The 23944-nt window shown below is 65.8% G+C and carries 24 protein-coding genes; 7 read left to right on the forward strand and 17 right to left on the reverse strand.

Annotation, left to right across the window (positions count from 1 at the left end):
- Nucleotides 1-30: 30 nt before the first annotated feature.
- Together AC07VI_RS14135 and AC07VI_RS14140 are read left to right on the forward strand one after the other, a co-directional pair.
- Complete coding sequence (locus tag AC07VI_RS14135) at nucleotides 31-756, forward strand: c-type cytochrome (protein WP_099375134.1); 726 nt, start codon at nucleotides 31-33, stop codon at nucleotides 754-756.
- Nucleotides 753-2027, forward strand: a complete 1275-nt coding sequence (locus tag AC07VI_RS14140) for a c-type cytochrome (protein ID WP_492993271.1) — start codon at nucleotides 753-755, stop codon at nucleotides 2025-2027. Before AC07VI_RS14135 ends, AC07VI_RS14140 begins: the two co-directional genes overlap by 4 nt.
- 154 nt (nucleotides 2028-2181) lie before the next feature.
- On the opposite strand, the gene AC07VI_RS14145 is transcribed toward AC07VI_RS14140, so the two are convergent.
- Nucleotides 2182-2817: a class I SAM-dependent rRNA methyltransferase gene (locus AC07VI_RS14145; protein ID WP_086147547.1), complete on the reverse strand. Its 636-nt coding sequence runs from the start codon at nucleotides 2815-2817 to the stop codon at nucleotides 2182-2184.
- Nucleotides 2818-3005: 188 nt separating this feature from the next.
- Here AC07VI_RS14145 and AC07VI_RS14150 point away from each other — a divergent pair, with 188 nt between their 5' ends.
- Nucleotides 3006-3794 (forward strand): head GIN domain-containing protein, encoded by a 789-nt coding sequence (locus AC07VI_RS14150; RefSeq protein ID WP_086147546.1) that lies wholly within the window; start codon nucleotides 3006-3008, stop codon nucleotides 3792-3794.
- On the opposite strand, the gene AC07VI_RS14155 is transcribed toward AC07VI_RS14150, so the two are convergent.
- Together AC07VI_RS14155 and AC07VI_RS14160 are read right to left on the reverse strand one after the other, a co-directional pair.
- On the reverse strand, nucleotides 3791-4675 hold the full coding sequence (locus AC07VI_RS14155; protein WP_086147545.1) for a dihydrodipicolinate synthase family protein: 885 nt from the start codon (nucleotides 4673-4675) through the stop codon (nucleotides 3791-3793). The two genes, AC07VI_RS14150 and AC07VI_RS14155, sit on opposite strands and share 4 nt — an antisense overlap.
- A gap of 35 nt (nucleotides 4676-4710) precedes the next feature.
- The gene (locus AC07VI_RS14160; RefSeq protein ID WP_086147544.1) at nucleotides 4711-5526 is read right to left on the reverse strand and encodes an aldolase; all 816 of its coding nucleotides are present in this window, start codon (nucleotides 5524-5526) and stop codon (nucleotides 4711-4713) included.
- A gap of 141 nt (nucleotides 5527-5667) precedes the next feature.
- Between AC07VI_RS14160 and AC07VI_RS14165 the strand changes: the two genes are divergently transcribed.
- Entirely contained in the window at nucleotides 5668-6216 is a 549-nt protein-coding gene (locus AC07VI_RS14165; RefSeq protein WP_086147543.1) for a helix-turn-helix domain-containing protein, read from the forward strand.
- A 63-nt stretch (nucleotides 6217-6279) separates the two neighbouring features.
- Here AC07VI_RS14165 and AC07VI_RS14170 read toward each other — a convergent pair whose 3' ends face one another.
- A complete protein-coding gene (locus tag AC07VI_RS14170) occupies nucleotides 6280-6822 on the reverse strand; it encodes a YaeQ family protein (RefSeq protein WP_076570317.1) in 543 nt (180 codons plus the stop codon).
- Nucleotides 6823-6872: 50 nt separating this feature from the next.
- Nucleotides 6873-7754 carry a formyltetrahydrofolate deformylase gene (purU, locus tag AC07VI_RS14175; protein ID WP_086147587.1) on the reverse strand — a complete coding sequence of 294 codons (882 nt, stop codon included), beginning with the start codon at nucleotides 7752-7754 and terminating at the stop codon, nucleotides 6873-6875.
- A gap of 344 nt (nucleotides 7755-8098) precedes the next feature.
- Here purU and AC07VI_RS14180 point away from each other — a divergent pair, with 344 nt between their 5' ends.
- The 3 genes from AC07VI_RS14180 (at nucleotide 8099) to AC07VI_RS14190 (ending at nucleotide 9785) form a co-directional block, all read left to right on the forward strand.
- A complete protein-coding gene (locus AC07VI_RS14180) occupies nucleotides 8099-8599 on the forward strand; it encodes a phasin family protein (protein ID WP_086147542.1) in 501 nt (166 codons plus the stop codon).
- Between the two features lie 48 nt (nucleotides 8600-8647).
- Nucleotides 8648-9040, forward strand: coding sequence for a KGG domain-containing protein (locus AC07VI_RS14185; RefSeq protein ID WP_099375138.1), 393 nt, complete (start codon nucleotides 8648-8650; stop codon nucleotides 9038-9040).
- A 232-nt stretch (nucleotides 9041-9272) separates the two neighbouring features.
- Nucleotides 9273-9785: a YgjP-like metallopeptidase domain-containing protein gene (locus tag AC07VI_RS14190; RefSeq protein WP_086147540.1), complete on the forward strand. Its 513-nt coding sequence runs from the start codon at nucleotides 9273-9275 to the stop codon at nucleotides 9783-9785.
- A gap of 102 nt (nucleotides 9786-9887) precedes the next feature.
- Here AC07VI_RS14190 and AC07VI_RS14195 read toward each other — a convergent pair whose 3' ends face one another.
- From AC07VI_RS14195 to AC07VI_RS14250, 12 genes are all read right to left on the reverse strand, one after another.
- Nucleotides 9888-10484, reverse strand: coding sequence for a PEP-CTERM sorting domain-containing protein (locus tag AC07VI_RS14195; protein ID WP_086147539.1), 597 nt, complete (start codon nucleotides 10482-10484; stop codon nucleotides 9888-9890).
- Nucleotides 10485-10792: 308 nt separating this feature from the next.
- Nucleotides 10793-11338 (reverse strand): LOG family protein, encoded by a 546-nt coding sequence (locus AC07VI_RS14200; RefSeq protein WP_172404858.1) that lies wholly within the window; start codon nucleotides 11336-11338, stop codon nucleotides 10793-10795.
- A gap of 11 nt (nucleotides 11339-11349) precedes the next feature.
- Nucleotides 11350-12123, reverse strand: coding sequence for a tetratricopeptide repeat protein (locus tag AC07VI_RS14205; RefSeq protein ID WP_086147537.1), 774 nt, complete (start codon nucleotides 12121-12123; stop codon nucleotides 11350-11352).
- A gap of 65 nt (nucleotides 12124-12188) precedes the next feature.
- Nucleotides 12189-12860, reverse strand: a complete 672-nt coding sequence (locus AC07VI_RS14210) for a TetR/AcrR family transcriptional regulator (protein ID WP_086147536.1) — start codon at nucleotides 12858-12860, stop codon at nucleotides 12189-12191.
- A gap of 139 nt (nucleotides 12861-12999) precedes the next feature.
- Nucleotides 13000-13581 (reverse strand): phasin family protein, encoded by a 582-nt coding sequence (locus AC07VI_RS14215; protein ID WP_086147586.1) that lies wholly within the window; start codon nucleotides 13579-13581, stop codon nucleotides 13000-13002.
- A gap of 128 nt (nucleotides 13582-13709) precedes the next feature.
- Complete coding sequence (locus AC07VI_RS14220) at nucleotides 13710-17339, reverse strand: EAL domain-containing protein (RefSeq protein ID WP_086147535.1); 3630 nt, start codon at nucleotides 17337-17339, stop codon at nucleotides 13710-13712.
- 301 nt (nucleotides 17340-17640) lie between these two features.
- The gene (locus AC07VI_RS14225) at nucleotides 17641-18600 is read right to left on the reverse strand and encodes an alpha/beta fold hydrolase (protein WP_086147534.1); all 960 of its coding nucleotides are present in this window, start codon (nucleotides 18598-18600) and stop codon (nucleotides 17641-17643) included.
- Nucleotides 18597-20234, reverse strand: a complete 1638-nt coding sequence (locus AC07VI_RS14230; protein ID WP_492993264.1) for a GMC family oxidoreductase — start codon at nucleotides 20232-20234, stop codon at nucleotides 18597-18599. The genes AC07VI_RS14225 and AC07VI_RS14230 overlap by 4 nt, the downstream gene beginning before the upstream one ends.
- A 7-nt stretch (nucleotides 20235-20241) precedes the next feature.
- Nucleotides 20242-20769, reverse strand: a complete 528-nt coding sequence (locus tag AC07VI_RS14235) for a hypothetical protein (protein ID WP_193068919.1) — start codon at nucleotides 20767-20769, stop codon at nucleotides 20242-20244.
- A gap of 71 nt (nucleotides 20770-20840) precedes the next feature.
- Nucleotides 20841-22046, reverse strand: a complete 1206-nt coding sequence (locus tag AC07VI_RS14240; RefSeq protein WP_226936210.1) for an MFS transporter — start codon at nucleotides 22044-22046, stop codon at nucleotides 20841-20843.
- 91 nt (nucleotides 22047-22137) lie between these two features.
- Nucleotides 22138-23040 carry a LysR substrate-binding domain-containing protein gene (locus tag AC07VI_RS14245; RefSeq protein ID WP_086148481.1) on the reverse strand — a complete coding sequence of 301 codons (903 nt, stop codon included), beginning with the start codon at nucleotides 23038-23040 and terminating at the stop codon, nucleotides 22138-22140.
- Complete coding sequence (locus AC07VI_RS14250) at nucleotides 23037-23810, reverse strand: RNA methyltransferase (RefSeq protein WP_492993259.1); 774 nt, start codon at nucleotides 23808-23810, stop codon at nucleotides 23037-23039. Before AC07VI_RS14250 ends, AC07VI_RS14245 begins: the two co-directional genes overlap by 4 nt.
- Between the last annotated feature and the right edge of the window lie 134 nt (nucleotides 23811-23944).

Raw genomic sequence — 23944 nt, forward strand, 5'->3', positions numbered from 1 at the left:
GAGACAGGTTATTTTCCCATGCAACTTTCCATGTTACTGCATTCCCCTCCCGTGCTGCTGGCCCTGGCTTTCGCCTGGCCCGGCATGGCGCTGGCCGCGCCGGCCACGCTGCCAGCCGGCCACGACAGCCTGGAACAGCGCATCAAGGCATGCACGGCCTGCCATGCGCAAAAGGAACGCCACGACGCCTTCTTCCCCCGCATCGCCGGCAAACCTTCGGGCTACCTGTACAACCAGCTGCTGAACTTTCGCGAGGGACGGCGCCAGTATCCGATGATGAACTACATGGTCGAACACTTGCCGGACGATTATCTGCGCGAAATTGCCGAGTATTTTGCGGCGCAGCACCCTGCCCCGCCGCCGGCCCAGCCCAGCGGCGCCGGCGCGACGGCCCTGGCGCGCGGCAGGCAGCTGGTGCTGCAGGGCGATGGCGCGAAAAAAATCCCCGCCTGCATCGCCTGCCATGGCCAGCAGCTGGGCGGCGTGGCGCCCGCCATCCCCGGCTTGCTGGGCTTGCCGCGCGACTACATCAACGCCCAGCTGGGCGCCTGGAAGAACGGCATCCGCCGCGCCCACGCCCCCGACTGCATGGCGCAAGTGGCGCAGCGCCTGTCCGACGCGGACGTGGGCGCCGTCTCGGCCTGGCTGGGCACGCAGGTGGCCGGCGCCGACGCGCGCCCCGCCAGCGGCATCACCGCGCCCTTGCCGCTGCACTGCGGCGGCGTGCCGGGCTCTGCCGCGCAGGTGGCGCCATGAAAAAATGGATGATCGCGGCCGGCCTCGTGCTGATCGCCGGCGGCAGCGCCAAGCTCCTGCTGTGGCCCGATGACGACATCGGCCCGCCCCCGGCCGCCAGCGCCCTGAGCCAGGAACAGCTGGTGGCGCGCGGCGCCTACCTGGCCAAGGCGGGCGACTGCATGGCCTGCCACACGACACGGGGCGGCGTGCCCTACGCGGGCGGACGGGCCTTGCAGACGCCGTTCGGCAAGGTGCTCTCGCCCAACATCACGGCCGACAGGGAAACGGGCATCGGCAGCTGGACGGCCGACGATTTCTGGCGCGCCATCCACAACGGCAAGTCGAAGGACGGCCGCCTGCTGTATCCGGCCTTTCCGTACACCAATTACACCAAGGTGCAGCGCGAGGACAGCGACGCCCTGTACGCGTATTTCCAGCGCGTGCCGCCGCACCGGCAGGCGAACGCGCCGCACGCGCTGCGCTTTCCCTACAACCAGCAGATCGCCCTGGCTGCCTGGCGCGCCCTGTATTTCAAGCCGGGCGTATACCAGCCCCTGACGACGCAAAGCATGGAATGGAACCGCGGCGCCTACCTGGTGCAGGGCCTGGGCCATTGCAGCGCCTGCCATAGCAGCCGCAGCACCCTGGGCGGCAGCGACGACGGCCTGTCGGGCGGCCTGATCCCCGTGCTGGGCTGGTACGCGCCGTCGCTGACGTCGGACGCGGAAGCGGGCCTGGGCGACTGGGACACGGCGCATATCGTGGAATTGCTGCAAACGGGCGTCTCGCCGCGCGCCACCGTCTTCGGCCCCATGGCCGAGGTGGTGCGGCAAAGCCTGCAGCACATGGACAGCGGCGACGTGCGGGCCATGGCCGTCTACCTGAAAAGCCTGCCCGCCCCGGCCCGGGCCGCGCCGCGCGCGCCGCGCGACACGTCGGAGCAAGCCAGGCAGCACCTGGCGCTGGGCGCGAAACTGTACGAGGCGCACTGCGCAAGCTGCCACCGCGACGACGGCAAGGGCGTGCCGCCCGGCTACCCGCCGCTGGCCGGCAACCGCGCGCTGACGACGGACTCGGCCGTGAACGCCATCCGCCTCGTGCTCAACGGCGGCTTTGCGCCGGGAACACAAGGCAACCCGCGCCCCTACGGCATGCCGCCGTTCGGCCCCGTGATGGACGACCGCGAAGTGGCGGCCGTGGTGACGTATCTGCGGGCTTCGTGGGGCAATGATGCGCCGGCCGTGTCGGCGCTGGAGGTAAACAAGTACCGCAGCGTGCCGCTGGAGTAGCGCGCCTGAAAAACGTCCATGGCGGCGTTGCATCTCCTTGCCGTACTATTCGTACTGTCTGCGTCGATGCGCCTAGCCCTGAACGTTTTGCAGACGTGCATATGAAATAAAAAAAGCCGGCTCGCGCCGGCTTTTTCATAAATCACAGCAATTCTCAGCGAAACTTGCTCTTGTGCCCCGTTTTGAGGTCCAGCGCATAGCGCACGCCGTTGTCCGTCAGCATGACTTCATCGGGCGGTTCCTCGCCGGCCAGGGCGCCGTCGATCAGGGGCAAGCCTTCGCCCTTGCGCATCAGCTCGTCGCAGCGCTCGTAGACGTTGACGCAGCCCGTGGACGCCATCAGCGATTGCACGATGGCCACTTTCCACGCGTCGACGCCGCCGGCGTTGAATTCGCAGATCAGATAGCCATGCACGCCGCCAAACAGCTGCACCACCAGGCCCGGCAAGCCCTCGTCCTCGCCCTTGATCAGGGTCAACAGCTGGTTCTCGCCCGCTTTCTTGATGGCCGGCAGTTTTTTCTCGATGGCGGCCTTGACGCGGCGCTTGATCAGCGCGTGGTCGACCGGTTCGTCTTCCTTGAAGCTCCAGATGCGCGCGCGGATCTGCGACTTCGAATTGTAGGCGGCGCGGGCGATGAATTGCTTCGACGAACTCTGCACGATGGCCGTCGAGCCGGGCTTCATTTTTTCCTGCGGCTTGCCTTCGACTTTTTCAATCGCGGACGCGTAAATCCACGATTGGCCCAGCAAGCTCTTTTCCTTGCCCTGTTTGATGGTGATGATCAGCATGTAAGTCCAGTAGTGTGAGCGGCGCATGCCGCTCGTCGTATATCCAATACCCGCATGATACCTCATGCCATCCTGTCGCATCCTCCTGCATTCTATGCCGCTGCCGGCGCAGTCTGTCGCAGCGCGGTACGCAGGCGCGGCCCGCTGGCATACCATGCCAGCATACTAATTCCACACAGGGAGCAAGAATGACACACGCCTTTTTCCATCCCCGCCAACGCCGCCACGCCGGCGCCGCCCTGCTGCTGGCCGCCTGCGCCCTGGCCATGCCCGCCGCGCCGGCCCTGGCTTCGCCGCTCGACTGGATTGCCGGCAACAGCATCCAGGGCAGCGGCAAGCTGCAGAAGCAGACGCGCGAGGTGGGCAGCTTCCATGGCGTGGCACTGAACGTGCCGGGCACGGTCGAATTGCGTATCGGCAACACGGACAGCGTCACCATCGAGGCTGACGACAACATCCTGCCGCTGATCGACACGGCCGTGGAAAACGGCACCCTGCGCATCCGCCCCGCCAGGCGCAACACGAATTTCCGCCAGAGCAGCCTGACCATCGTCATCCAGGCGCGCCAGGTGGAACGCGTCAGCGTGGGCGGCTCGGGCAACATCACGGCGACGGGCTTGCGCGCGGAAAAGCTGCGTTTCGACGTGGGCGGTTCCGGCTCCATCGATGCGCGCGACCTCGACAGCCGCGCGGTGGCCGTGGCCATCGGCGGCAGCGGCAACTTCAAGGCCAGCGGCAAGACGGAACAGCTGACGGCCTCGATCGGCGGCTCGGGCAATATCCAGGCCGGCCGCCTGGCCGCGCGCGAGGTGCAGGTCAGCATAGGCGGCTCGGGCGAGGCGCAGGTATGGGCCAAGGATAACCTCAACATCAGCATCGGCGGCTCGGGCGAAGTGAGCTACTACGGCGACCCGCGCGTCAGCCGCAGCATGCAGCGCTCAAGCAGCATCCGCCGCCTGGGCGCCGCGCCAAATTAAGCAGCCAGGCCGGCCAGCACGGCGGCCAGTTCCCGCGTGGCCGCCTCGCCCAGCGGCTGCAGCGGCGCGCGCGGCGTGCCCGCGTCAAAACCCTGCAGCGCCAGGCCCGCCTTGACGGTGGGCGGCAAGCCCCCTTTCATCAGGCATTGCAGCAACGGCAATTGCTGGAAGAACAGTTCGCGCGCCCGCGCCAGGTCGCCCGCCTGCACAGCCGCGTACAGGGCCAGCGGCAAGCCCGCATGCAGATTCGGCGCGGCCGTGCACCAGCCGCGGGCGCCGGCCGCCAGCGCGGCGAAGGCCAGGGTATTGCTGCCGTTGTAGAACGGCAATTCTCCGCCGCTCAGCTGGGCCAGCCGGTGCATGCGCTGGATGTCGCCCGTGCTTTCCTTGACCATCGTCACGTTCGGCACCTCGCGCCAGATGCGCACGATCAGCTCGGGCGACATATCGATGCCGCTGGTGGCCGGGTTGTTGTAGAGCATGACGGGGATGCCGACGGCGTCGCCGATGCGCGCCACGTGGCGCGCGATCTCTTCCTCGCTCAATTTCCAGTACGACACGGGCAAGACCATCACCGCGTCGGCGCCCTCCTTTTCCGCGTGGCGGGCGCGGCGCATGGCGCCGGCCGTCGTCAGGTCGGAAATGCCCACCACCGTGGGCACGCGCCTGGCCACGGCGGCCAGCGAGGCAGACGCGACGGCGTCCCATTCCCCGTCCTGCAGATAGGCGCTCTCGCCCGTGCTGCCCAGCGGGGCAATGCTGTGCACGCCGCCGGCGATGAGGCGGTCGATCAGCTGCCGCAGGCGCGGCAGGTCGACGCCGCCATCGGCCGCGAAGGGGGTGACGGGGTAGGCAATGATGCCGTGAAATGGTGTCTGCATGATGTTGTTTCCCTTATTTAATGAATGTGTGCGGTTCAGGCCAGGCAGTCGGCGTGCCGGCGCAGCGCGCGCCGGGCGTAGTAGGCGAAGGTCACCGTGTCGCGCCGGGCCGTGGAAATCCAGTCGTGCGCCTCGCGCGCCAGCGCCGGCGGCAAGGGCTGGATCTTGCCGGCCGCCATGGCCAGCAATTGCAGGCGGGCGGCCCGCTCGATCAGCAGCGCCAGCATGCACGCCTCTTCCACCGTGCGCCCCACCACCAGCTGGCCATGGTGGGCCAGCAGGATGGCGCGCTTGTCGCCCAGGGCGGCAGCGATGATCTCGCCCTCTTCGTTGCCTACCGGCACGCCCGGCCACGACGGCAGGAAGGCGCAGTCGTCGAACAGGGGGCAGGTATCCATGTGCGACACCAGCAGCGGCTGCTCCAGCATCGACAGCGCGGCCACGTGCGTGGGATGCGTGTGGATGATGCAGGCCACGTCGGGACGCTGGCGGTAGATCCAGCTGTGGAAACGGTTGGCCGGGTTGGGTATGCCCTCGCCGTGCAGCACGCGCAGGTCGTGGTCGACCTCGAGCAGGTTGCCGGCCGTGATCTCGTCGAAGCCCAGGCCCAGCCGCTGCGTGTAAAACGTGTTGTCCTGCGCGCCGCGGCAGCTGATCTGCCCGGCCAGGCCCGCATCGTGGCCGCCGTCGAACAGGATGCGGCAGGACAGGGCCAGGGTTTGCAGCGCCGACCACGGGCTGTCCTGCGTGACGCTGGCCAGGCGCCGCTCGGCGATGGCCACCAGTTCGTCTTTCGACAAGGCCAGGCTGGCGCCCGGCGCTGCCGCTTCATAGGGAGTATTGTGCTGCATCGTCTTTCCTTCACTCATGCTTGCCACGCTTCCCGGCATGCACGGCAGTGGCCGTGCAACCCAATCCGAGGAAACTGAGTGTATTTTAGGACACTTTGTGTCATGAGGTACAATAGTTTTTTTAAATCGAACGATGCAACCATGGCCATGCGTCTGAAACTGCTGAGAAAACACAAGGGCTGGACCCTGGAACAGCTGGCGGAAAAGAGCGGCTTGACGAAGAGTTACCTGTCCAAGGTGGAGCGGGGCCTGAGCGTGCCCTCGATCGCCGTGGCGCTGAAACTGTCGCACGCCATGCAGGTGGACGTGGAGCAGCTGTTCAGCGACAGCCACCGGCAGGCGGCCGTGACCATCACGCGCGCGGGCGATCCGGGCGGCGCGGGCGCGATGCCGCCGCTGCCGCATTTCGCCAGCATCGCGGCCGGCGTGGCGCCGAAGAAAATGCTGCCCTTCATGGTGTATCCGGCGCCCGATTTCGCCGCCTCCGCCTTCAAGGAACATGCGGGCGAGGAATTCCTGTTCGTGCACCAGGGCACGGTGGAAATCGAATTCCCCCAGGAAACCGTGCAGCTGCACGCGGGCGACTCCGTGTATTTCAACGCCCTGATTCCGCACCGCACGCGCAGCATCGGCGCGCAGCAGGCGCAGCTGCTGGTGATCGTCAGCAACGACGAGGACGCGGCCCGATAAAGCGGCGCCGCAATGCAAAAAGCCCGGAGCGATCCGGGCTTTTTGCGTTTCAGACAGTCAGGATCAGCGCGCCGGCTTCACCGGTTCGCGGTCGATCAGCACCGTGTTGACGCTGTCCGTCAGCCAGATCTGGCCATCCTGGATCGTGCATTGCAGCTGCATGGTGCGCTGCGCCAGCTTGCTCATCTCTTGCGCCGCGTCGGACGGCAGATTGATGACGGTCAAGTTCTTCGCCCGTTCCAGCTTGTTGGCGATCTGCTTCCACCAGATGTGGCTGGTCGCGCCATAGCTGTAGACGATCACCTGCTCCGAACGGCCGCACGCCTTCAGGATGCGTTTTTCGTCGGGCTGGCCCACTTCGATCCACAGCTCGATGGCGCCCGTCAGGTCTTTCTGCCACAGGTCGGGCTCTTCCGTGTCGAACAGGCCCTTGGTGAAGGTCAGCGCCTCGTTGGCATGGATGGCGAACGCCAGCAGGCGCACCATCATGCGCTCATCCGTTTCGGACGGGTGGCGCGCCAGGGTCAGCGCGTGATCCTGGTAGTAATTGCGGTCCATGTCGGCGATCTGCAGATCGGCTTTGAAAATTGTTGCTTTAAGGGCCATCGTATTTCTGTCTCGGTAATCAATCAGGTAAGTAAATGCTGCCCGCCAATTTAGCGGAAGACGACGGTCTTGTCGCCATTTTTCAGGATGCGGCGCTCGACGAACCATTTCACGGCCCGCGCCAGCACCACGCATTCGACGTCGCGGCCGATGGCCGTCAGGGTCTCGGCGTCCATCGCATGGTCGACGCGCTCGACATCCTGCTCGATGATCGGGCCTTCGTCCAGGTCGCCCGTGACGAAATGGGCCGTCGCGCCGATCAGCTTGACGCCGCGGTGGTGCGCCTGCGCATACGGTTTGGCGCCCTTGAAGCTGGGCAGGAAGGAATGGTGGATATTGATGGCGCGGCCGTCGAGCGCCTGGCACAGGCCCGGCGACAGGATCTGCATGTAGCGCGCCAGCACGACGAGGTCGATCTTGTGCGTGTCCATCAGCTCGATGATCTTCGCTTCCTGCGCCAGCTTGGCCGCTTCCGGCGCGCCGGTGGCCAGCGGCAGGTGGTGGAAGGGAATATTGTAGCTGGCCGCCAGCTGGTAGAACTCCATGTGGTTCGACACGATGGCGGGAATTTCCACGTTCAGCAAGCCGCTCTTGTAGCGGAACAGCAAATCGTTGAGGCAATGGCCGATCTTCGACACCATCAGCATGACGCGCGGCTTGACGCGCGCATCGTGCAGCTGGCCATGGAAGGGGCCATTCAACTGCATGCCTTGCGACAGGTCGGCGAAGTCGGCGCGCAGCTGGGCGTCGCTGACGGCGCCGTCTTCCAGCGCGAAGTGCACGCGCATGAAGAAGAGCTGGGATTCCTGGTCGCCGAACTGGGCCGAATCGAGGATGTTGCAGCCATGGTCGGCCAGGAAGCCGGAAACACGGTGCACGATGCCGCGCTGGTCCAGGCAGGACAGGGTCAGGATGTATTCGGGATGCGTCATGGTCGCGAAATAAGACAAAAAAGTGGGCTATGCTCGGCTCAGCCACGCGCGCCGGCCATCGGCTGCGCTGCCGCGAGCCGGCTATTGTCGCACGCCGGGGCCCGTCAACCCGCATTTTCCACGCCAGGGCCCCGGCCGCCGCTGGCGGCGGGCTACATGAAGGTTTCTTGATCTGCCGCAAAGGCATCACGTTTTGCGGGCCTCCACCGGCCATTCCCCCCCTAAACCGGCATCGGGCGCGGAACCTGGCGCGCCGTCCGGCGTCTATCTCTTTGCTTGTTTCAGCACACGCCGCATCCGGTGCACCGGATGTTTCCCGGACCAGATTTTCATTGAGGTAGAACATGTTCACAAATAGCATCAGCCCCGCCCTGAAGTCCCACCTGGAAGCCCAGCTCAATTTCGCCACCGAACTATCGCGCAAGATGTTCGATACGGCGCAGAAAATGAGCGAGCTCCATCTGCAGCTGGCGCAAGACCTGTTCCAGGAATGGAGCAATGCCGGCCAACAACTGCTGTGCGCGCGCGACACGGGCGAGTTCATGTCGACGGCGGCGGCCCAGCTGCAGCCGGGCGGCGAGAAGCTGCGCCAGTACCAGCAGCAGCTCGGCAATCTCGTCGCGCATGCCAATGTCGAGATGAACCGCACTGCCGAGACGCACATCCCCGAAGCGAGCCGCACGGCCGTGGCCTTTGCCGACGAAGTGGTGCGCAAGACGGCCGAGGAAACGGAAAAAGCCACGCAGCGCCAGCGCGAAATGATCGAAAAAATGCATGCCGCCGGCCACCGCGACGGCGCTGGCGGCAGCCGCGATACCGGCAGGCAATCCGAGCAGGCGCATTGAGCACCGGCATTGACCACTTGACCCCCACTCGACCGCAAGGAGAACGACATGGCTAGCAATCAAGGTAACGAACAAGGCAAGGGCGCTGGCAGCAGCCAGAAAGCAGCCGAGTCCGGCAGCACGAAAGGCACGAGCAAGCGCGGTTTCGCCGCCATGAACGAGGAACAGCAGCGCGAGATCGCCAGCAAGGGCGGTCAGGCCGCCCATCAAAAGGGCACGGCGCATGAATTCGACTCGGAAGAAGCCCGGCGCGCCGGACAAAAAGGGGGCGAAGCCGTCAGCCGCAACCGTGAACACATGGCTGAAATCGGCCGCAAGGGCGGCGAAAGCCGGCAATCGGCCCAGCGCGCCAATGAAAACCGCAGCAGCACGGCGGCGCGCGGCAGCGAGCAGTCCAAGACGAGCCGGCAAGGCGGCAAGGGCGAGGATGACAAGGGCTGAGTGCGGCTCGCGCGGGTCCGCCAGGCTGGACTGAGCCTGGCCTGGCGGGCGGCGGCCGGCACTGGCGCGGTGCGCGCCTGCCGCGCACGGAAGGACGGCTGCAACACGGCTGCAGCACGATGGCAACGGCGCAGCGCGGCGTCATGTACTGGCCTCGGATCGCGGCATGGCGCCACGCGGGGCGCGGCGGTATGGTACATTCTCGCCTCGACCGATTCCCCGCCCCTCCCGCATGCAGCCATCCCTGAAATACCTGAGCGCCTATTCCGAACAAACCCAGGCGCAAGTGCGGCAGCTGATCGCGCAGGACAAGCTGGCGGAAGTGTTGCAGAAACGCTATCCGGTCGCGCATGAGGTGCGCAACGACAAGGCGCTGTACCAGTACGTGCAAGAACTGAAGAACGAATTCCTGCGCAATGCCGAGCCCATCAACAAGGTGGCGTTCGACAGCAAGATCCACGTGATCCAGCATGCGCTGGGCTTGCACACGTCGATTTCACGCGTGCAGGGCGGCAAGCTCAAGGCCAAGCACGAGATCCGCGTGGCCACCATGTTCAAGGAAGTGCCGCTGGAATTCCTGCGCATGATCGCCGTGCATGAACTGGCGCACGTGAAGGAAAAACAGCATGACAAGGCTTTCTACAAGCTGTGCACCTACATGGAGCCGCAGTACCACCAGTACGAATTCGACGTGCGGCTCTACCTGACCCAGCTTGACCTGTCGGGCCGGCGCCTGTGGTCGTAAGGGCCGGCGCCGGCACGCAGCAAAAAGCCGCCTGCTGAAACAGGCGGCTTTTGCTTTTTGACGACGCCTGGCGCGCCGGCGTGGCCGGCGACTGGCTCAGGCTCAGGCGGCGTTCTTGCGGCGCAGCATGAAGCCCATCAGGCCCAAACCGCCCAGCAGCATGCCATAAGTGGCCGGTTCCGGCACGGCGCTCACGCTGGCGGCGATATTATCGACCTGGAAAGTATGGAAGGCGCCCTCTTTCCACGAGGCCGACAGCAGGTTATCGAAGCCCGTGAACGTGTAATTGCTGAAAGTATGGCTGCCGTTGAGGCTGAAGGTCTGCGTCACCGTGCCGCCGCCCACCTGGTGGCCGACGAAGGTCACGTCGTAGGAGCCGGGAAAGCTGACGAAATCGGCCAGGCTGATGGTGCTCAGCGAAAATGCCGCGCCGTCCGTGCGCTTCAGGGTCGTCGTCGTCAGGGCCGCCGCGCCCAGTCCAGCCGAGCCGGCGTAGGCAAAACTGCCTTGATGGGCAGAGCTCAGCAGCCCCAGGAAGCTGCTGTTGAAGTCGTAGCCGCTTTCCGAGTACGACGTAAACACGGAGCCGAAGATGCCCGGCTGTTCCAGCGCATCGAAGCTGATGGTGGTGCTTTGTGCCTGGGCGCCACCGGCGGCGGCAAGAATGGCGGCAACAGCGGTCGCGCGCAAGAGGGTCATAGATTTCAAAATAGCATCCTTTCAAGATGATGAAGTAGCGAGGTCGTGGCAACTTGAGACATGCCGGCATCGCGGGGGGCGGCGCCATGCGCCCAGCGGCGATCCGACATGCCTGTCTTGTGAACCAGGCAAGTAGACCACAGACTTACATAAAAAGCATCGTCATTTTCAAAAGAACATGCATCGAAGGAAATATTATGGACATATTTTTATTAATCAATTTATTGAGATTGATCAATTTTCCCGTACGGAAATAAAAAAGCCATGCACCGCCGTGCATGGCTCCCGATGAGGTTCCATACGGAAATTTATGGCATGCATTCCTTCAGGCGCTGCACCAGCGCGGCAGGGTCGGCATCGGCATTCAGGTAAGCCGCGTGTTGCGGCCGGATGAAACCCTGCTCCTTGCCATTTTGCACAAATTCCAGCAAGCCATCATAGAAGCGGTCGACATTGAGCAGGCCGATGGGCTTGGCATGCAGGCCCAGCTGGGCCCAGGTCAGCATTTCGAACAGCTCTTCCAGGGTGCCGTAGCCGCCGGGCATGGCGATGAAGGCGTCGGACAGGCTGGCCATCATGGCCTTGCGCTCGTGCATGTCCTTGACGATGAACTGGCGCGTCAAGCCCATGTGTCCCACTTCGCGCTCGACCAGCTGGGTCGGAATCACGCCCGTCACCTCGCCGCCCAGGCGCAGCACTTCATCGGCGATGACGCCCATCAGGCCGACCTTGCCGCCGCCGTACACCAACGAAATATTTTCTGATACCAATACGCGCGCCAGCGCGCGCGCCGCCTCCGCATAGTCGGCAGAGACGCCCGCATTGGCGCCGCAGTACACACATAAAGCCTTGATCACGGTGTTCCTTACTCTTTCAGTTCATCAATCGCCGCCTCGACCTCGAGGCGCTCCTTGGCGTCCAACGCCACGCACTGGGCCGCCTTTTCATACAGGGCCAGCGCTTCCGCCAGCTTTTTCTTTCCATCAAGCATGTTCAACGCGCGCGCATATTCGCTGTGGGCCAGGGCCGAATACGGCGTCAGCGCCAGCGCCGTCTTGAAATGCTGGTAGCCGTCGTCCTTGTTGGCGCCGTAGCTAAGGCTGCCGATCATGGCGCCCACCTTGTCGATAATTTCCGTATGATAAATCCCAAACGCGATATGCGCTTCCGCATGCATGGGCGCCAGGGTCATCGTACGGTCCAGGCTGTTGCGCACGCGCGCGCCCATGCCCTGGGCCAGCGCCTTGACGACGGAGGTGCCCAGGGCATAGCGGCCCAGGCTGTAAGCATGCCAGTAATAGCCGGCCGGGTTGTCCGGCTGTTCGCTCTGCTGGCGTTCGCAGCGCTCGGCCACTTCCTCGTACATGTCGAGCTTCTGGCTGTCATTGACTTCCAGGTGCGTGGCGTAGATGCAGGTGGCCTTGTGCGCCACCGCATAGCCGGGCACGCCGATGGCCAGGCCCAGCTTCACGGCCCGCTCGAAGTCCCCGGCGTGAAAGGCCAGCCAGGCCTGCACCAGCGCCGCTTGCCGGGGAAACGCTTCGACGTCGCCCGCATGCAGGCGCGGCCAGGCCGCTTCCAGGCTTTGCGGGGTGTGGACATAGGCGTCGTCCGGATAGGGAAATTGTTTCCAGGCCATACCATGTCTCCTGTTTTAAGGTCATGCCCACGCACCCGGCGGCGCTGCCGCGCCGGGCACGGCCGTCAGTCGCTCTTGAGTTTAGTCACATACTCTTCCGACAACTTACGAAATAACAAATGCGTTTCATTGCGCAGATACGGCCCGATCAGCGACAGCACCTGGTAGCAGCCGCGCGCCAGCGCATCAGCCATCGATTGCTGCTCGCTGTACTTGCGCGGATTGCGCACATATTCGTACGACAGCCAGTAGGTGGCGACCACCACCATGTTCGTCGCCATGGCGCCGATTTCCATGTCCGACGCCTCCAAAGACTGTTCGCTGCGCAAGTCTTCGCACAGCTGCGTGGCCACCTTGATCTTGTGCGCCAGGATCAGCTTGAAGTGCAGTTCCAGCTTGCGGTTGCGCGACAGCAAATCGTTGAGGTCGCGGTAAAAGAAGCGGTAGCGCCAGATCAGCTCGAACATCAGGTGCAGGTACAGCCAGACGTCCTCGATATTCGAGCGGCGCCCGTCCGGCACGGTCAGGATGCGTTCGATTTCCGCCTCGAACTGGACGAAGATCGAGTTGACGATATCGTCCTTGTTGCGAAAGTGGTAGTACAGGTTCCCCGGCGAGATATTCATCTCTTCCGCGATCACGGTGGTCGTGATATTCGGCTCACCAAACTCGTTGAACAGGCGCAGCGACAATTCCAGGATGCGTTCGCGGGTACGGCGTGGTGCTTTTTGTAGCATGGCGGGCAATCTCTCTTTGTTCTGCCTCAAGCATACCACCTAAGATAGCTGCAATGAAACACTGCGCCCCGGGGCGCCGGCGAAAAGGGCGGGCAAAAAAAAGCCTGCGCAAGCAGGCTGGGGGAGCGCTGGGGCCGGCTCAGGCCGGCGGTGCTTTTTTCTTCGCCGCCGGCCTGGCGGCAGGCTTGGCCGCCCGCTTGGCCGGCGCCCTGGCGCCAGCCGTTTTCGGCGCCGCGGCCGGTGCCGCTTTTGGCGCCGCCTTCACGGCGGGCCTGGCCGCGGCCTTCGGCCTGGCTGCCGGTTTGGCTGCCGGCTTGGCCGCTGGCGCCGTCTTGCCGGACAAGGCCGCCACTTGCAGGCTCAAGGCGTCGATCTTGGCGTGCAGCGCGGCGATGTCGTTCTGCATGGGCACGCCGATGGTGGCCAGCGCGCGCGAGACGCGCTCTTCAAACACCTGCTCCAGCCGGTCCCAGGATCCGCTGGCCTGCTTGCCGACGCCGTCGGCCAGCTTGCTGACGCTGTCGCTGACGCCCGACACCTTGTCTTCGGCGCGTTTCTGGAATTCCGTGCCTTCCTTCACCAGCTTCGAGAAGACGCGGCCGCCCTCTTCCTGCGCCTTGGCGAACGCGCCCAGGCCAGCCTGCCAGATCTGCTGCGCGGACGAGCGCACGGCGCTCGCCAGCTCCTTGTCGTCCGCCAGTTCCTTCAGTTTCTTGACCATCGTCAACTCCCTTCATGTGCAAGGCCATGTCTGTCATGGATGCCTTTTATTCTAGTGAGCAAAACTAGAGACGGGCGTCTAATCCGACAGGAATCCCGCATGCACGGTGCGCCAGCGCACACGGCGGCCTAGGCGGCCGCCTTGACGGGGCCGTGCAGCAAGCCATGCAGGCGGAAGCCTTCGCGGATGTTCTCGCGCAGCACGGCGCCCTTCCACGGCTTGGTGTAGAAGCGGTCGACGGCGCCGCGGTTGATGGCCGCCATGATGGGCGTCAGGTCGGCAAAGGCCGACAGCATGATGCGGAAGGTGTCGGGGCACAGGTGCTTGACGCGCTCCATGAATTCCGTCCCGCTCATGAGCGGCATGCACTGGTCGCACAGGATCACCTGCACCTTGTGCCGCGCCAGGATGTCGAAACCCTCGGCGGCCGTCTGCGCCGTCAGGATGCGGTAGCCGTCCTGCGCTAGGAAGTCGCTGAGCACGTCGAGCATGAAGACATCGTCGTCGACGATCAGCAGGGTTTGCTGCTCTTCGCTGCCCGCGTCCTGCGGCGCCTGCAGCAGCTTGCCGCCCATCAACATCTGCTCGAACTCTTCCTGCGGCACGGGGCGGCTGAAATAATAGCCCTGCATCTCGTCGCAGCCGTGGCGGCGCAGGTAGGCCAGCTGCGCGTCTTTTTCCACGCCCTCGGCGATCACCTGCAGCTTCATGCTGTGCGCCATGCTGATGATGGCCAGCACGATGGCCGCGTCATCGGGATTGCTCGTCACTTCGCGCACGAAGGCGATGTCGATCTTCAGCTTGTCGATGGGGAAGCGCTTCAGGTAAGCCAGGCTGGAATAGCCGGTGCCGAAATCGTCGATGGAAATCTGGATGCCCAGCGCCTTGAGATTGCGCAATACGGAAATGGTTTCCTCGGCATTCGACATCAGCGAGCTTTCCGTCAGCTCCAGTTCCAGCAGGTCGGGCGCGATGTCGTACTTGCGGATGGCCTTGAGCACTTCCTCTTCCAGGCCGCCGACAAAGAACTGGATGCCCGACACGTTGACGGACAGGTGCACGGGACCGATGCTGCTGGCGCCCCACTCGCTGATCTTCTTGCACGCCTCGTCGAGCACCCAGTTGCCGACCCGCACGATCAGGCCCGTTTCTTCCAGCAGGGGGATGAACAGGGCCGGCGACACCATGCCGTGGCCGGGGCGGCGCCAGCGTATCAGCGCCTCGGCGCCGCTGATGCGGCCCGAGATGATATTCACCTTGGGCTGGAAGAACAGCACGAATTCCTCGTTCTCGATGGCGCGCCGCAGGGCGTTTTCCATGTCCAGGCGGGCCATCGACTGCGCATTCATCTCCGCCGTGAAAAAGCGGAAGGCGTCGCGCCCCGCTTCCTTGGCGCGGTACATGGCCGTGTCGGCGTACTGGATCAGGGTGTCGGCGTCGACGCCGTCGTCGGGATACACGGAAATGCCGATGCTGACCGTCACCGTCACCTCGTGGCCCTGCAGGTCGAAGGGCTTGCGCATCGCTTCGCGGATCTTGTCGACCACGCCCACGGAGTGCTGGGCGCCTTCGGGCAGCACCAGGATGGCGGCGAATTCGTCGCCGCCGAAGCGGCCGATGGTGTCGCGCACGCGCAGGCAGTCGACGAGGCGGCTGGAAAACTGGCGCAGCAGGTCGTCGCCGATGGTGTGGCCCAGGGTGTCATTGACGTTCTTGAAACGGTCCAGGTCCATGAACAGCACGGCCACGGCCCACTGGTGTTCGGCCGCCTGGGCCAGCGAATGGGTCAGCGAGGCATAGAACTGGCTGCGGTTCGGCAAGCCAGTCAGGGTGTCGAAATGGGCCAGCTTCATCAGGCGCTGCTCGGCATCCTTGCGCTCGGTGATGTCGCGCGCCACGGCCACCAGGATCCAGCTCTGGCCCGAGCGCAGGGTGCGCCGCTGCACTTCCACCGACAGCGGCGAGCCATCCTTGCGCTGCAGCTGCAATTCCGTCATCGGCCCGCCCTGGTCGCCGGCCAGCAGCTTGTTGTACAGCGCTTCCAGCTGGGTCTCGCCCTCGTGCGCGCGGCCCGGCCCCACGCGCAGGAAATCCTCGCGCTCAAAGCCCAGCATGCGGCAAGCCGTCTGGTTGACGTCGACAAAGCACATGCCGGCGCGGTCGACGAGGAAAATCGCATCGGCCGTGGCGTCCATCGCCAGGCGGAAGCGGCGCAAGTCTTCATCGAGGCGGATGCGCGCCGCCATGTCCAGGGTCAGCTGCTCGTGATGGCGCTTGATTTCATCGTACAGCAGCAGGTTGTCGTAGGCGACGGCGATCTGCGCGGCCACCGTGGCGGCGACGCGCTCGTCGACTTCGGAAAACTCGTTCGCGCCCAGCTTGTCGACCAGGTACAGCCAGCCGTGGCTGCGCTCGCGCGAGGCGATGGCCACGCCGAGGAAGGAATGGACGGGCGGGTGCGTGTCGGGCAGGCCCAGCGCGGCCGGATCGCCCTTCAGTCCATTCACGCGGTAGGGCTGGCGCTGCTCCAGCAAGCGGTTCAGGATGCCCGTGCGCGGCGCGCTGGCGATGCGTTCCAGGTTGCTCTCGGCGCCGCACGAGGAAAAATAGCTGAGTTTGTCGGCGTCCGGCTCCAGCACGCCGATGCACGCGTATTTCGACACGCAGATATTCTGCGCCACCTTGCAGCCCGCCTCGATCAGCGCGCGCGGGTCGCGCTCGGCGCCCAGTTCGATGCCCAGTTCGATCAGGGCCGTCAGGCGCAGGCTGACCGCCTGCAGGCTGGCCAGCGAGCGGGACAGGCGCTCCGTCATGATGGCCAGGTCTTCCGGCACGGCCGCCTGGCCGTCGCCCTGCCCGGCCAGCTGCGAAATCTTCTGGCTCGACGACTCCAGTTCATCGAGGTAGCCGCTGACCTGGTGGTCGATGCCCGTCAGCTTGCTGCCAGCCTGTCCGGGAACGCCGTCCGGCCGGCCGGGCACCCTGGCCACGGGCGGCATCAGCCCCAGCGCCTCGTTGACCGTGCGCACGATGACGTCGGGGTCGGACGGCTTGGGCAGCACCCAGCGCACGCCGCACGCCTGCGCCAGCAGGATCGCTTCCTGTTCGCGGTAGGTGGCCGTATAAAAAATGATGGGCACGTCGGCCAGCGCGGGGTCCTCGTGCACGCGCGTGACGAATTCATAGCCGTCCATGTTCGGCATGAGGATGTCGGAAATGATCAGGTCCGGGCGCTCCGTGCGCATCAGTTCCAGCGCATCGGCGCCGTTCGCCGCCTCCATCAGGCGGTGGCCGCCGTAGCCCAGCAAGGCGGTGAGGAATTCGCGGTTCAGTACATGGTCATCGACGATGAGTATGCTGGCTATGTCGTTTTTAACTGGCGTCGACGGCGCCCCGGGTAAAAAAGACTCCAGCTCCGCGACAAACAGGTCGGGCTCGATCGGTTTGCCGATATAGCCATTGAAACCGGCTTCGAGCAGGCGTTCGCGGTCGCCCACCATGGCCAGCGCCGTCACGGCCAGGGCCGGGATCTTGCGCAGCAGCGGATCCTTTTTCAGTTCGGCCACCACGCCATAGCCATCGAGCTTGGGCAAGTGCACATCGCAGATGATCAGGTCGGGCACCTCGCTGCGCGCCATGCGCACGCCCTCTTCGCCGTCATAGGCGGCCAGCGGCGTATAGCCGAAGGCACGTAGCAGATACACCATCAATTCCATATTGGTGGCGTTATCTTCGATAATCAGGATTCGTGCGGACAATTAGCACCCCCAATAAAAACTGCATTGACCCATTTTCCGCCTGCGCTCATCTTCCGCTTGCGCGTGTAACATAATAATCCTACAACATTCTGCCATACATCCCGGTAAATATCTCGCCGGCGCCTGTCGGCGGCATGGCCAGACGGGCTCAGGAATGGGTTTCCCGCTGCCGCCTGCCTGACGTTAGCTTAATACAGTACGCCCATGGAAAACAGCATTTTCTACCCCTGGCATTGTTAAAAGGAGGCAACAGCAGAGTTAAAACAGACAGTCTTGCCATGCAGATAAAACACAACAGGATTCAGACAAAGGGAGGTGCAAACGCAGGCCGGGCGACTTCGCTCTTGATAGTGATTTCTTCCAGCACCAGGCGCAGCACGCGCGCATCGCTGGCCAGCGCCACATGGCCGATGCCACCGAAGGCGAGATTGCGCGCCCCTGGCAGCTGCGCGGACGCTTGCGGCGCGACGATATTGTCGTGATGCGAATAGATCGAGGTGATCAGGGCGCGCGCTGCCGGCGTCTCGCTGGCGGCCAGCTGCGCCAGCCAGCCGCTGGGCGCATCGTCGATGCGGCGCATCTGCCGCGCATTCGCGCCCGCCGCCAGCTTGGCCAGCGCCGTGCCGTGGTGCGGCGTGCCGATGGTGATGATGCGCGCCACGCGGGCCGCGCCGTAGTGGCGCAGCCAGGCGCGCGCCACCAGGCCGCCCATGCTGTGGGCGACAAGAATCACGCGGTCGCTGCCCGCGCGGGCGCACAGCCGGGCGACGGCTTGCTCGACCTGCGGCACGAACTCTTCGATGTCGGCGCCTATCGGTTCCAGGTCGATGCCGTCGTGCGCGATGCCGGCCCGCGCCAGCATCCGGCTCAGCTTTGTCCAGTAGCCGCGGTTGCACACATAGCCATGCACCAGCAGCACGGGCAGGCCCCGCCCTGGCACGGCTGCGCCACTCTCCGCCAGGCGCGGACGCAGCATGCCCCACGACGACGTCCACAGGGTGGCGCGCAGCTCGCCCAGGAACAGGCGCGCGGCGCCGATGGCGCCCAGCTGGTGCTCCGGCGGCACGGGGCTGCCCAGGCGCCGGCTCTGCCAGAAATTGCGCGCCACGATCAGCGCGCGCACGGCCAGCAGCATGGCCGCTCCCAGCAGCAGGGCCATGGCGGGCGAGTCCACGCCCCACGCCTGCCTGGCCAGGTACGCCAGCCCCAGCACGGCCAGCACCTGCAGCAGCATCAGCCACTTGAGGATGCGCGCGATCATGCGGCGGCGGCAGGCTCGGGCACGGGCGCAGGCTTGCCCGTCAGCTGCCGCGCCAGGCCGCTGGCCAGGCGCGCCGCCAGCGCGTAAATGCTCAACTGCGGATTGGCGCCGATCGAGGTGGGGAACAGCGAGCCGTCGTGCACGGACAGGTTGCGCACGCCGTGGTAGCGGCCGTCGGCCCCCGTCACGCCCAGGCGCGCATCGTCCGACATGGCGCAGCCGCCCATCACGTGGGCCGAGACCACGCGCGCCCGCAGCGCCTGCATCGGCAGCGCGCCGATGGCCTGCTTCGCCTGCGTCCAGCCCGTGTAGTGGCTGGCCAGCTCGTGCACGGGATACACGCTGCGCGCGCCGGCGGCGAACTGGATTTCCGCCATCGACAGCAGCGCGCGCCGCACGCCATCCCAGATGAACGGCGTGAGCGGATAGTCGAGCACGGGCGCGCCGAAGCTGTCGATGGAGACCGTGCCGCCGGCCGCCTCGTGGTGGAAGCCGTCGCGCAGCAGCGCCAGCAGGGCGTGCGCATGGGGGAAGTCGCGCATGGTGCGCGCGTGCTCGTCGCCGAAGCCGCCCATGGTGGTGGCCATCAGCAGCGGGTGCAGGGGCGGCGCTTCGAGCTTGTAGCCGATGGGGCCGTCGATGGGCGCCACGTGCAGGAAATGGTCGGAATAAATCGTCTGCGGCGCACCCGCGTAGGCGTCGACGCGCTGTTCGAACAGGCCCGCCGACACCACCGTCGGATGCAAAAAGGTGCGCCGCCCCAGCAAGCCGTGCGGATCGGGCGCCTGCGAGCGCAGCAGCAGCGCCGGCGAGTTGATGGCGCCGCCGGCCAGCACAAAATGTTTCGCGCGCAGCGTCAGGCGCACGCCCGTGGGCGCCTGCCCGGCAGCGTCCAGCGCAGTGACCTGCAGGCTGTCGATGCGCTCGCCCTTGATAGTAAAGCGCTCGGCGCGCGCATGCGTAAGCAAGCCCGCCCCCAGCGCCAGCGCCGACGGGATCGTCGTCACCAGCATCGACTGCTTGGCGTTCGTCGGGCAGCCCATGCCGCAGTAGCCGAGGTTCCAGCAGCCGTTCACGTTGCGCCGGATGGCGGCCGTGGGGATGCCCAGCGCCGTGGCGCCACGGCGCAATAAATCGTTGTTTTCATTGGGCGGCGCGGCCCAGTCGCTCACGTGCAGGCGATGCTCCATCATGGCGAACCACGGCGCCATGGCGTCCACCGAATAGCCGGACAAGCCAAAATGCCCGCGCCAGTATTCCAGGGTGCCGGGCGGCGTGCGGAAGCTCGAGGTCCAGTTGACGGTGGTCGAGCCGCCCACGGTGCGCCCCTGCAGGATGTTGATGGCCTTGTCGCGCGTCTTGCGCGCGGCCGATTCCTGGTACAGCGCGGGATAGGCCTGCGCCTCGCGCATCTTGAAGTCCTTCGAGGACTTCAGGCCACCCTCCTCGACGAGCAGCACTTTCAGGCCTGCCAGTGCGAGGATTTCCGCCGTCACGCCGCCGCCGGCGCCGCTGCCGATGACGACCACGTCCGCCTCCAGGGTGCGGCCGGCGGCCAGGGTGCTGGCGTCGGTGACGTTCCAGCCGGCGGCAAGGCCCGCGGCGATGGGATCAGGAATCGGAGATGTGCTCATGGTGGCCTTATGCGCTCAGTTCGGGCAGCGGCCCCGGATAGCCGATGGCGGCCCAGTGGGCGGCATCGGCGTACCAGGCGCCGAGAATCAAATCGTGCAGGGCCAGGTAGGCCGTCTGCAGGGTGGCCAGGCGGTGCGTGCGCCAGGATTGCAGGAAAGCGGCCACCTGGGCCGGATCGGCTTCGGGCCAGCCATCTTTTACGCCGGCGACGAAACGCCGCGCGGGTGCCAGCGCCAGCAAGCCAAACAGATCCTGCACCTCCTGCTGCGCCGCCAGGGGCAAGCCGTGGATGGCCGTGTCCACGCCGGCGATGGCGCCGTCGAGGGCCGCCGCCCGCGCGCCCGCTTCCTGCGGCAGCGCGCTGCCCAGCATGGCCGGCACGATGGCCGCCAGCGCCGCGCGCGCCTCGCCATCGAGCGCGAAGCGGCCAGGCGGCGCCGGTCCCCGCACGGCGCGGTAGGCGGCGCCGCCGGCCGCCAGCGCACAGGCGCCGATGAGTCCCAGTGTCAGAAACGATCTGCGTCGCATTCCCATGTCTCCCCTTGTCTTGTACCGCCTTTGCAAGCCAGTGTACGCCAAAGGCGCTGCGCTTCCGCGCGCAAAAACTAGAGCGGGCCGTCTAGTTTGCGCGACTGTAACCACAGCGCCGGCATGGCCAGCAGCGCCGCCAGCGCGCCGCCGATGGCGATGCCGGGCAGGCCAAACGCGACGATCAGCATGCCGCCCAGCGCCCCGCCGGCCGCCGTGCCCGCATTGAAGGCGGCAATATTCAAGCCCGCCGCCACGGCGTCGCTGCCCGGGCAATGCCGTTGCGCCAGGGCGAGCTGCCGCACGGTCGACAGCGTCACGAGGGCAAAGAACAGCAAGCCCAGGCTGCCGCACAGGGCCAGCAGGGCCAGGGGCTGCGCGCGCAGCAGATAAAACCCCAGCAGGTTGAGCGCCAGCGCGGCCAGCGCCAGCATGGTGAAACGCAGGGCGTGGGGGCGGTCCGCGCACCAGCCGCCCAGCAGGTTGCCGCCGATGGCGCACGCGCCAAAGCACAGCATGGCGGCACTGAGCCAGTCCGCATCGAGCCCGCCCAGCTGCAGCAGGAAGGGCGAGACATACGTGAAAAAGCTGAAGGTGGCCACGCTGACCAGCGCCGCCACGCCGGCCGCCAGCAGCAAGGCGGGCTGCAGGATGGCGCGCAGGCTGGCCAGGGCCGACGCGGCGGGCGCAGAGGGGCGCGCGCGCGGCATGGCGGACAGCAGGCCGGCGCCGCCGCACACGCCCAGCGCGCCGATGGCGGCAAACACCCAGCGCCACGACGACACGGCGCCCAGCCACGTCCCCAGCGGCACGCCGCCGGCCAGCGCCAGGGTCAGGCCCAGCCAGACGATGGAGAGCGCCCTGCCAGCGCGCGACGGGTCGACGAGGCCGCTGGCCGCGTGCGAGGCGACGGCCATGAACACGCCGTGCGCGAGGCCGACGGCGAAGCGCGCGCCCAGCAAGGCGCCCAGCGTCGGCGCGACGGCCATGGCCATGCTGCCGGCCGCCAGCACGAACATCGTGGCGGCCAGCAGCCGGCGCGGCGACTGGCGCGCCAGCAGGGCCGTCAGCACGGGCGCGCCGATGGCCGCCCCCAGCGCATACGCGGCGATGGCGCCGCCGGCCGCCGCCACGCTGGCGTGCAGCTCGCGCGCCATGGGAGTCAGCAGGCCGGCGGCGATGAATTCGCACAAGCCGAAGGCAAAGCTGCACAGGGAGAGCAGGTAAATGGAGGATGGCAGCGCGGCGGACGGCAGCACTGTGCGCGAGGACATGGTGGACATGGCAGTTCCTGACAATCAAAAACGCCATGCTGCCCCCCGGGCCACCATCTGTAAAATATCTTATTTATATTGAAACAAGACTTTCAAAGTCTCATTCGGCGACGGACAGGCGCAACTGCGCCAGCAGCCGCTCGCGCACGGGAGACGCGCGCTGCGGGTCCCATGCCATGTACAGGTCGAGCTGGCGCAGCGCCTCGGGTGCGCCGCTAGCCAGCGGCAGCATGACGACGCCGGGGGGCAGGCACGCGGCCAGGCTGGCCGGCAGCAGGGCCACGCCGAAGCCGGCCGCCACCAGGCCCAGCACCGTTTGCAATCGGCGCGCCTGCTGCGCCACGTGCGGCACGAAGCCCGCATGCAGGCACAGGCTGGCCAGCTGGTCGTGGAAACCCTGGCCCAGCTCGCGCGGCGAGGCGACGAAATCGTCACCGGCCAGCTCAAGCAGGTCCACCCGCGCCAGCCCCGCGCAGCGGTGGTCCGACGGCAGCGCAATCACGATGTCTTCGCCCGACAGGCGCTCGAGGCGCAGGCCCGGCGTGCTGCGCCCCGGCGCGCGCAGCAGGGCGATATCGACCTGCCCCGCTTCCAGCCACTCGACCTGCTGCTGCGTCGACGCCTCGCGCAAGGTAAATTGCACGGCCGGCGAGGCGGCGCGGAAGGCGCGCAAGGCGTTCAATACGTGGGCATACGGCGTGACGTGGATGAAACTGAGACGCAGATGGCCTTCGATGCCCTGCGCCACGCGGCGCGTGGCGGCCACGCCCTCTTCCAGGCTGGCCAGCACCTGGCGCGCCGTGGCGAGGAAAGCATCGCCCGCAGGCGTCAGGCTGACCTTGCGGTTCGTGCGCTCGAATACGGGATAGCCGAGCGCTTCTTCCAGCCGCAGGATCGCCTGCGACAGCGGCGGCTGCGCCATGTGCAGCCGTTCGGCCGCGCGCCGGAAGTTCAGTTCCTCGGCGACGGCGATGAACTGGCGCAGCAGCCGCGTCTCGATCATGGGCCTTTTTTGGCGACCGCCAGGATATGCCGCGCGATGCCGCGCAGGATGTTGACTTCTTCCGTTTCCAGCCCCGTGCGCGAAAACAGGCGCTTTAAACGGGGCATCAGCTTTTTCGGATTGTCGGCGTCGAGGAAGTCGATGGCCACCAGCGCCTGTTCCAGGTGCGCATACATGCCGTCGACCTGCGCCAGGCTGGCCGCGTCGCCATGGAAACCGACGGGGCTGGCCGCCCGGGCCTCGTCCGACGCATCGAGGGCCGCCACGCGGCACTCATAGGCGACCACCTGCGCCGCCTGCGACAGGTTCAGCGAGGAATACGCGGGATTGGCGGGGATATTGATCAGCACATTGCACTGCTCGACGATCTCGTTGGGCAAGCCGAAGCGCTCGTTGCCGAAGATGACGGCCGCGTGCAGGTCCGTGCCGGCGGCCAGCTGGCCGGCGATGGCGCGCGGGGCGGTGACGGGCGGCGAGAATTCGCGCAGCCGGGCCGACACGGCCGCCGCGTAGTTGCAGCCTTCGAGCGCCTCGGCAATGGAGCCGACGATGCGCGCGCCGAACAAAATATCCTGCGCGCCGCTGGCAAAGGCCACCGCTTCCGCATCCGTCAGGGCATCGGGAAAACGGGGGTTGACCAGCACCAGATCGGAAAAACCCATCGTTTTCATGGCGCGCGCGACAGCGCCAATGTTGCCAGAGCGACTAGTTTCGACAAGAATAAATCGCAGGCGTGTGAAAAGAGACGTGTTGATTTCGGGCAGATTCATTTAAAATAGCGCTATTGCGCGGTATCGATACAGGAAATTTCGGGAAACGGAGCCACAAAACGCTGACTCCAGGCCGGGATTTTAACCACTTCGGCACCGCTCCGCTCTTTAATTCATTCTTGCACTCCATCGTA

It is taken from the genome of Janthinobacterium sp. GW821-FHT03A03 (assembly GCF_059421435.1).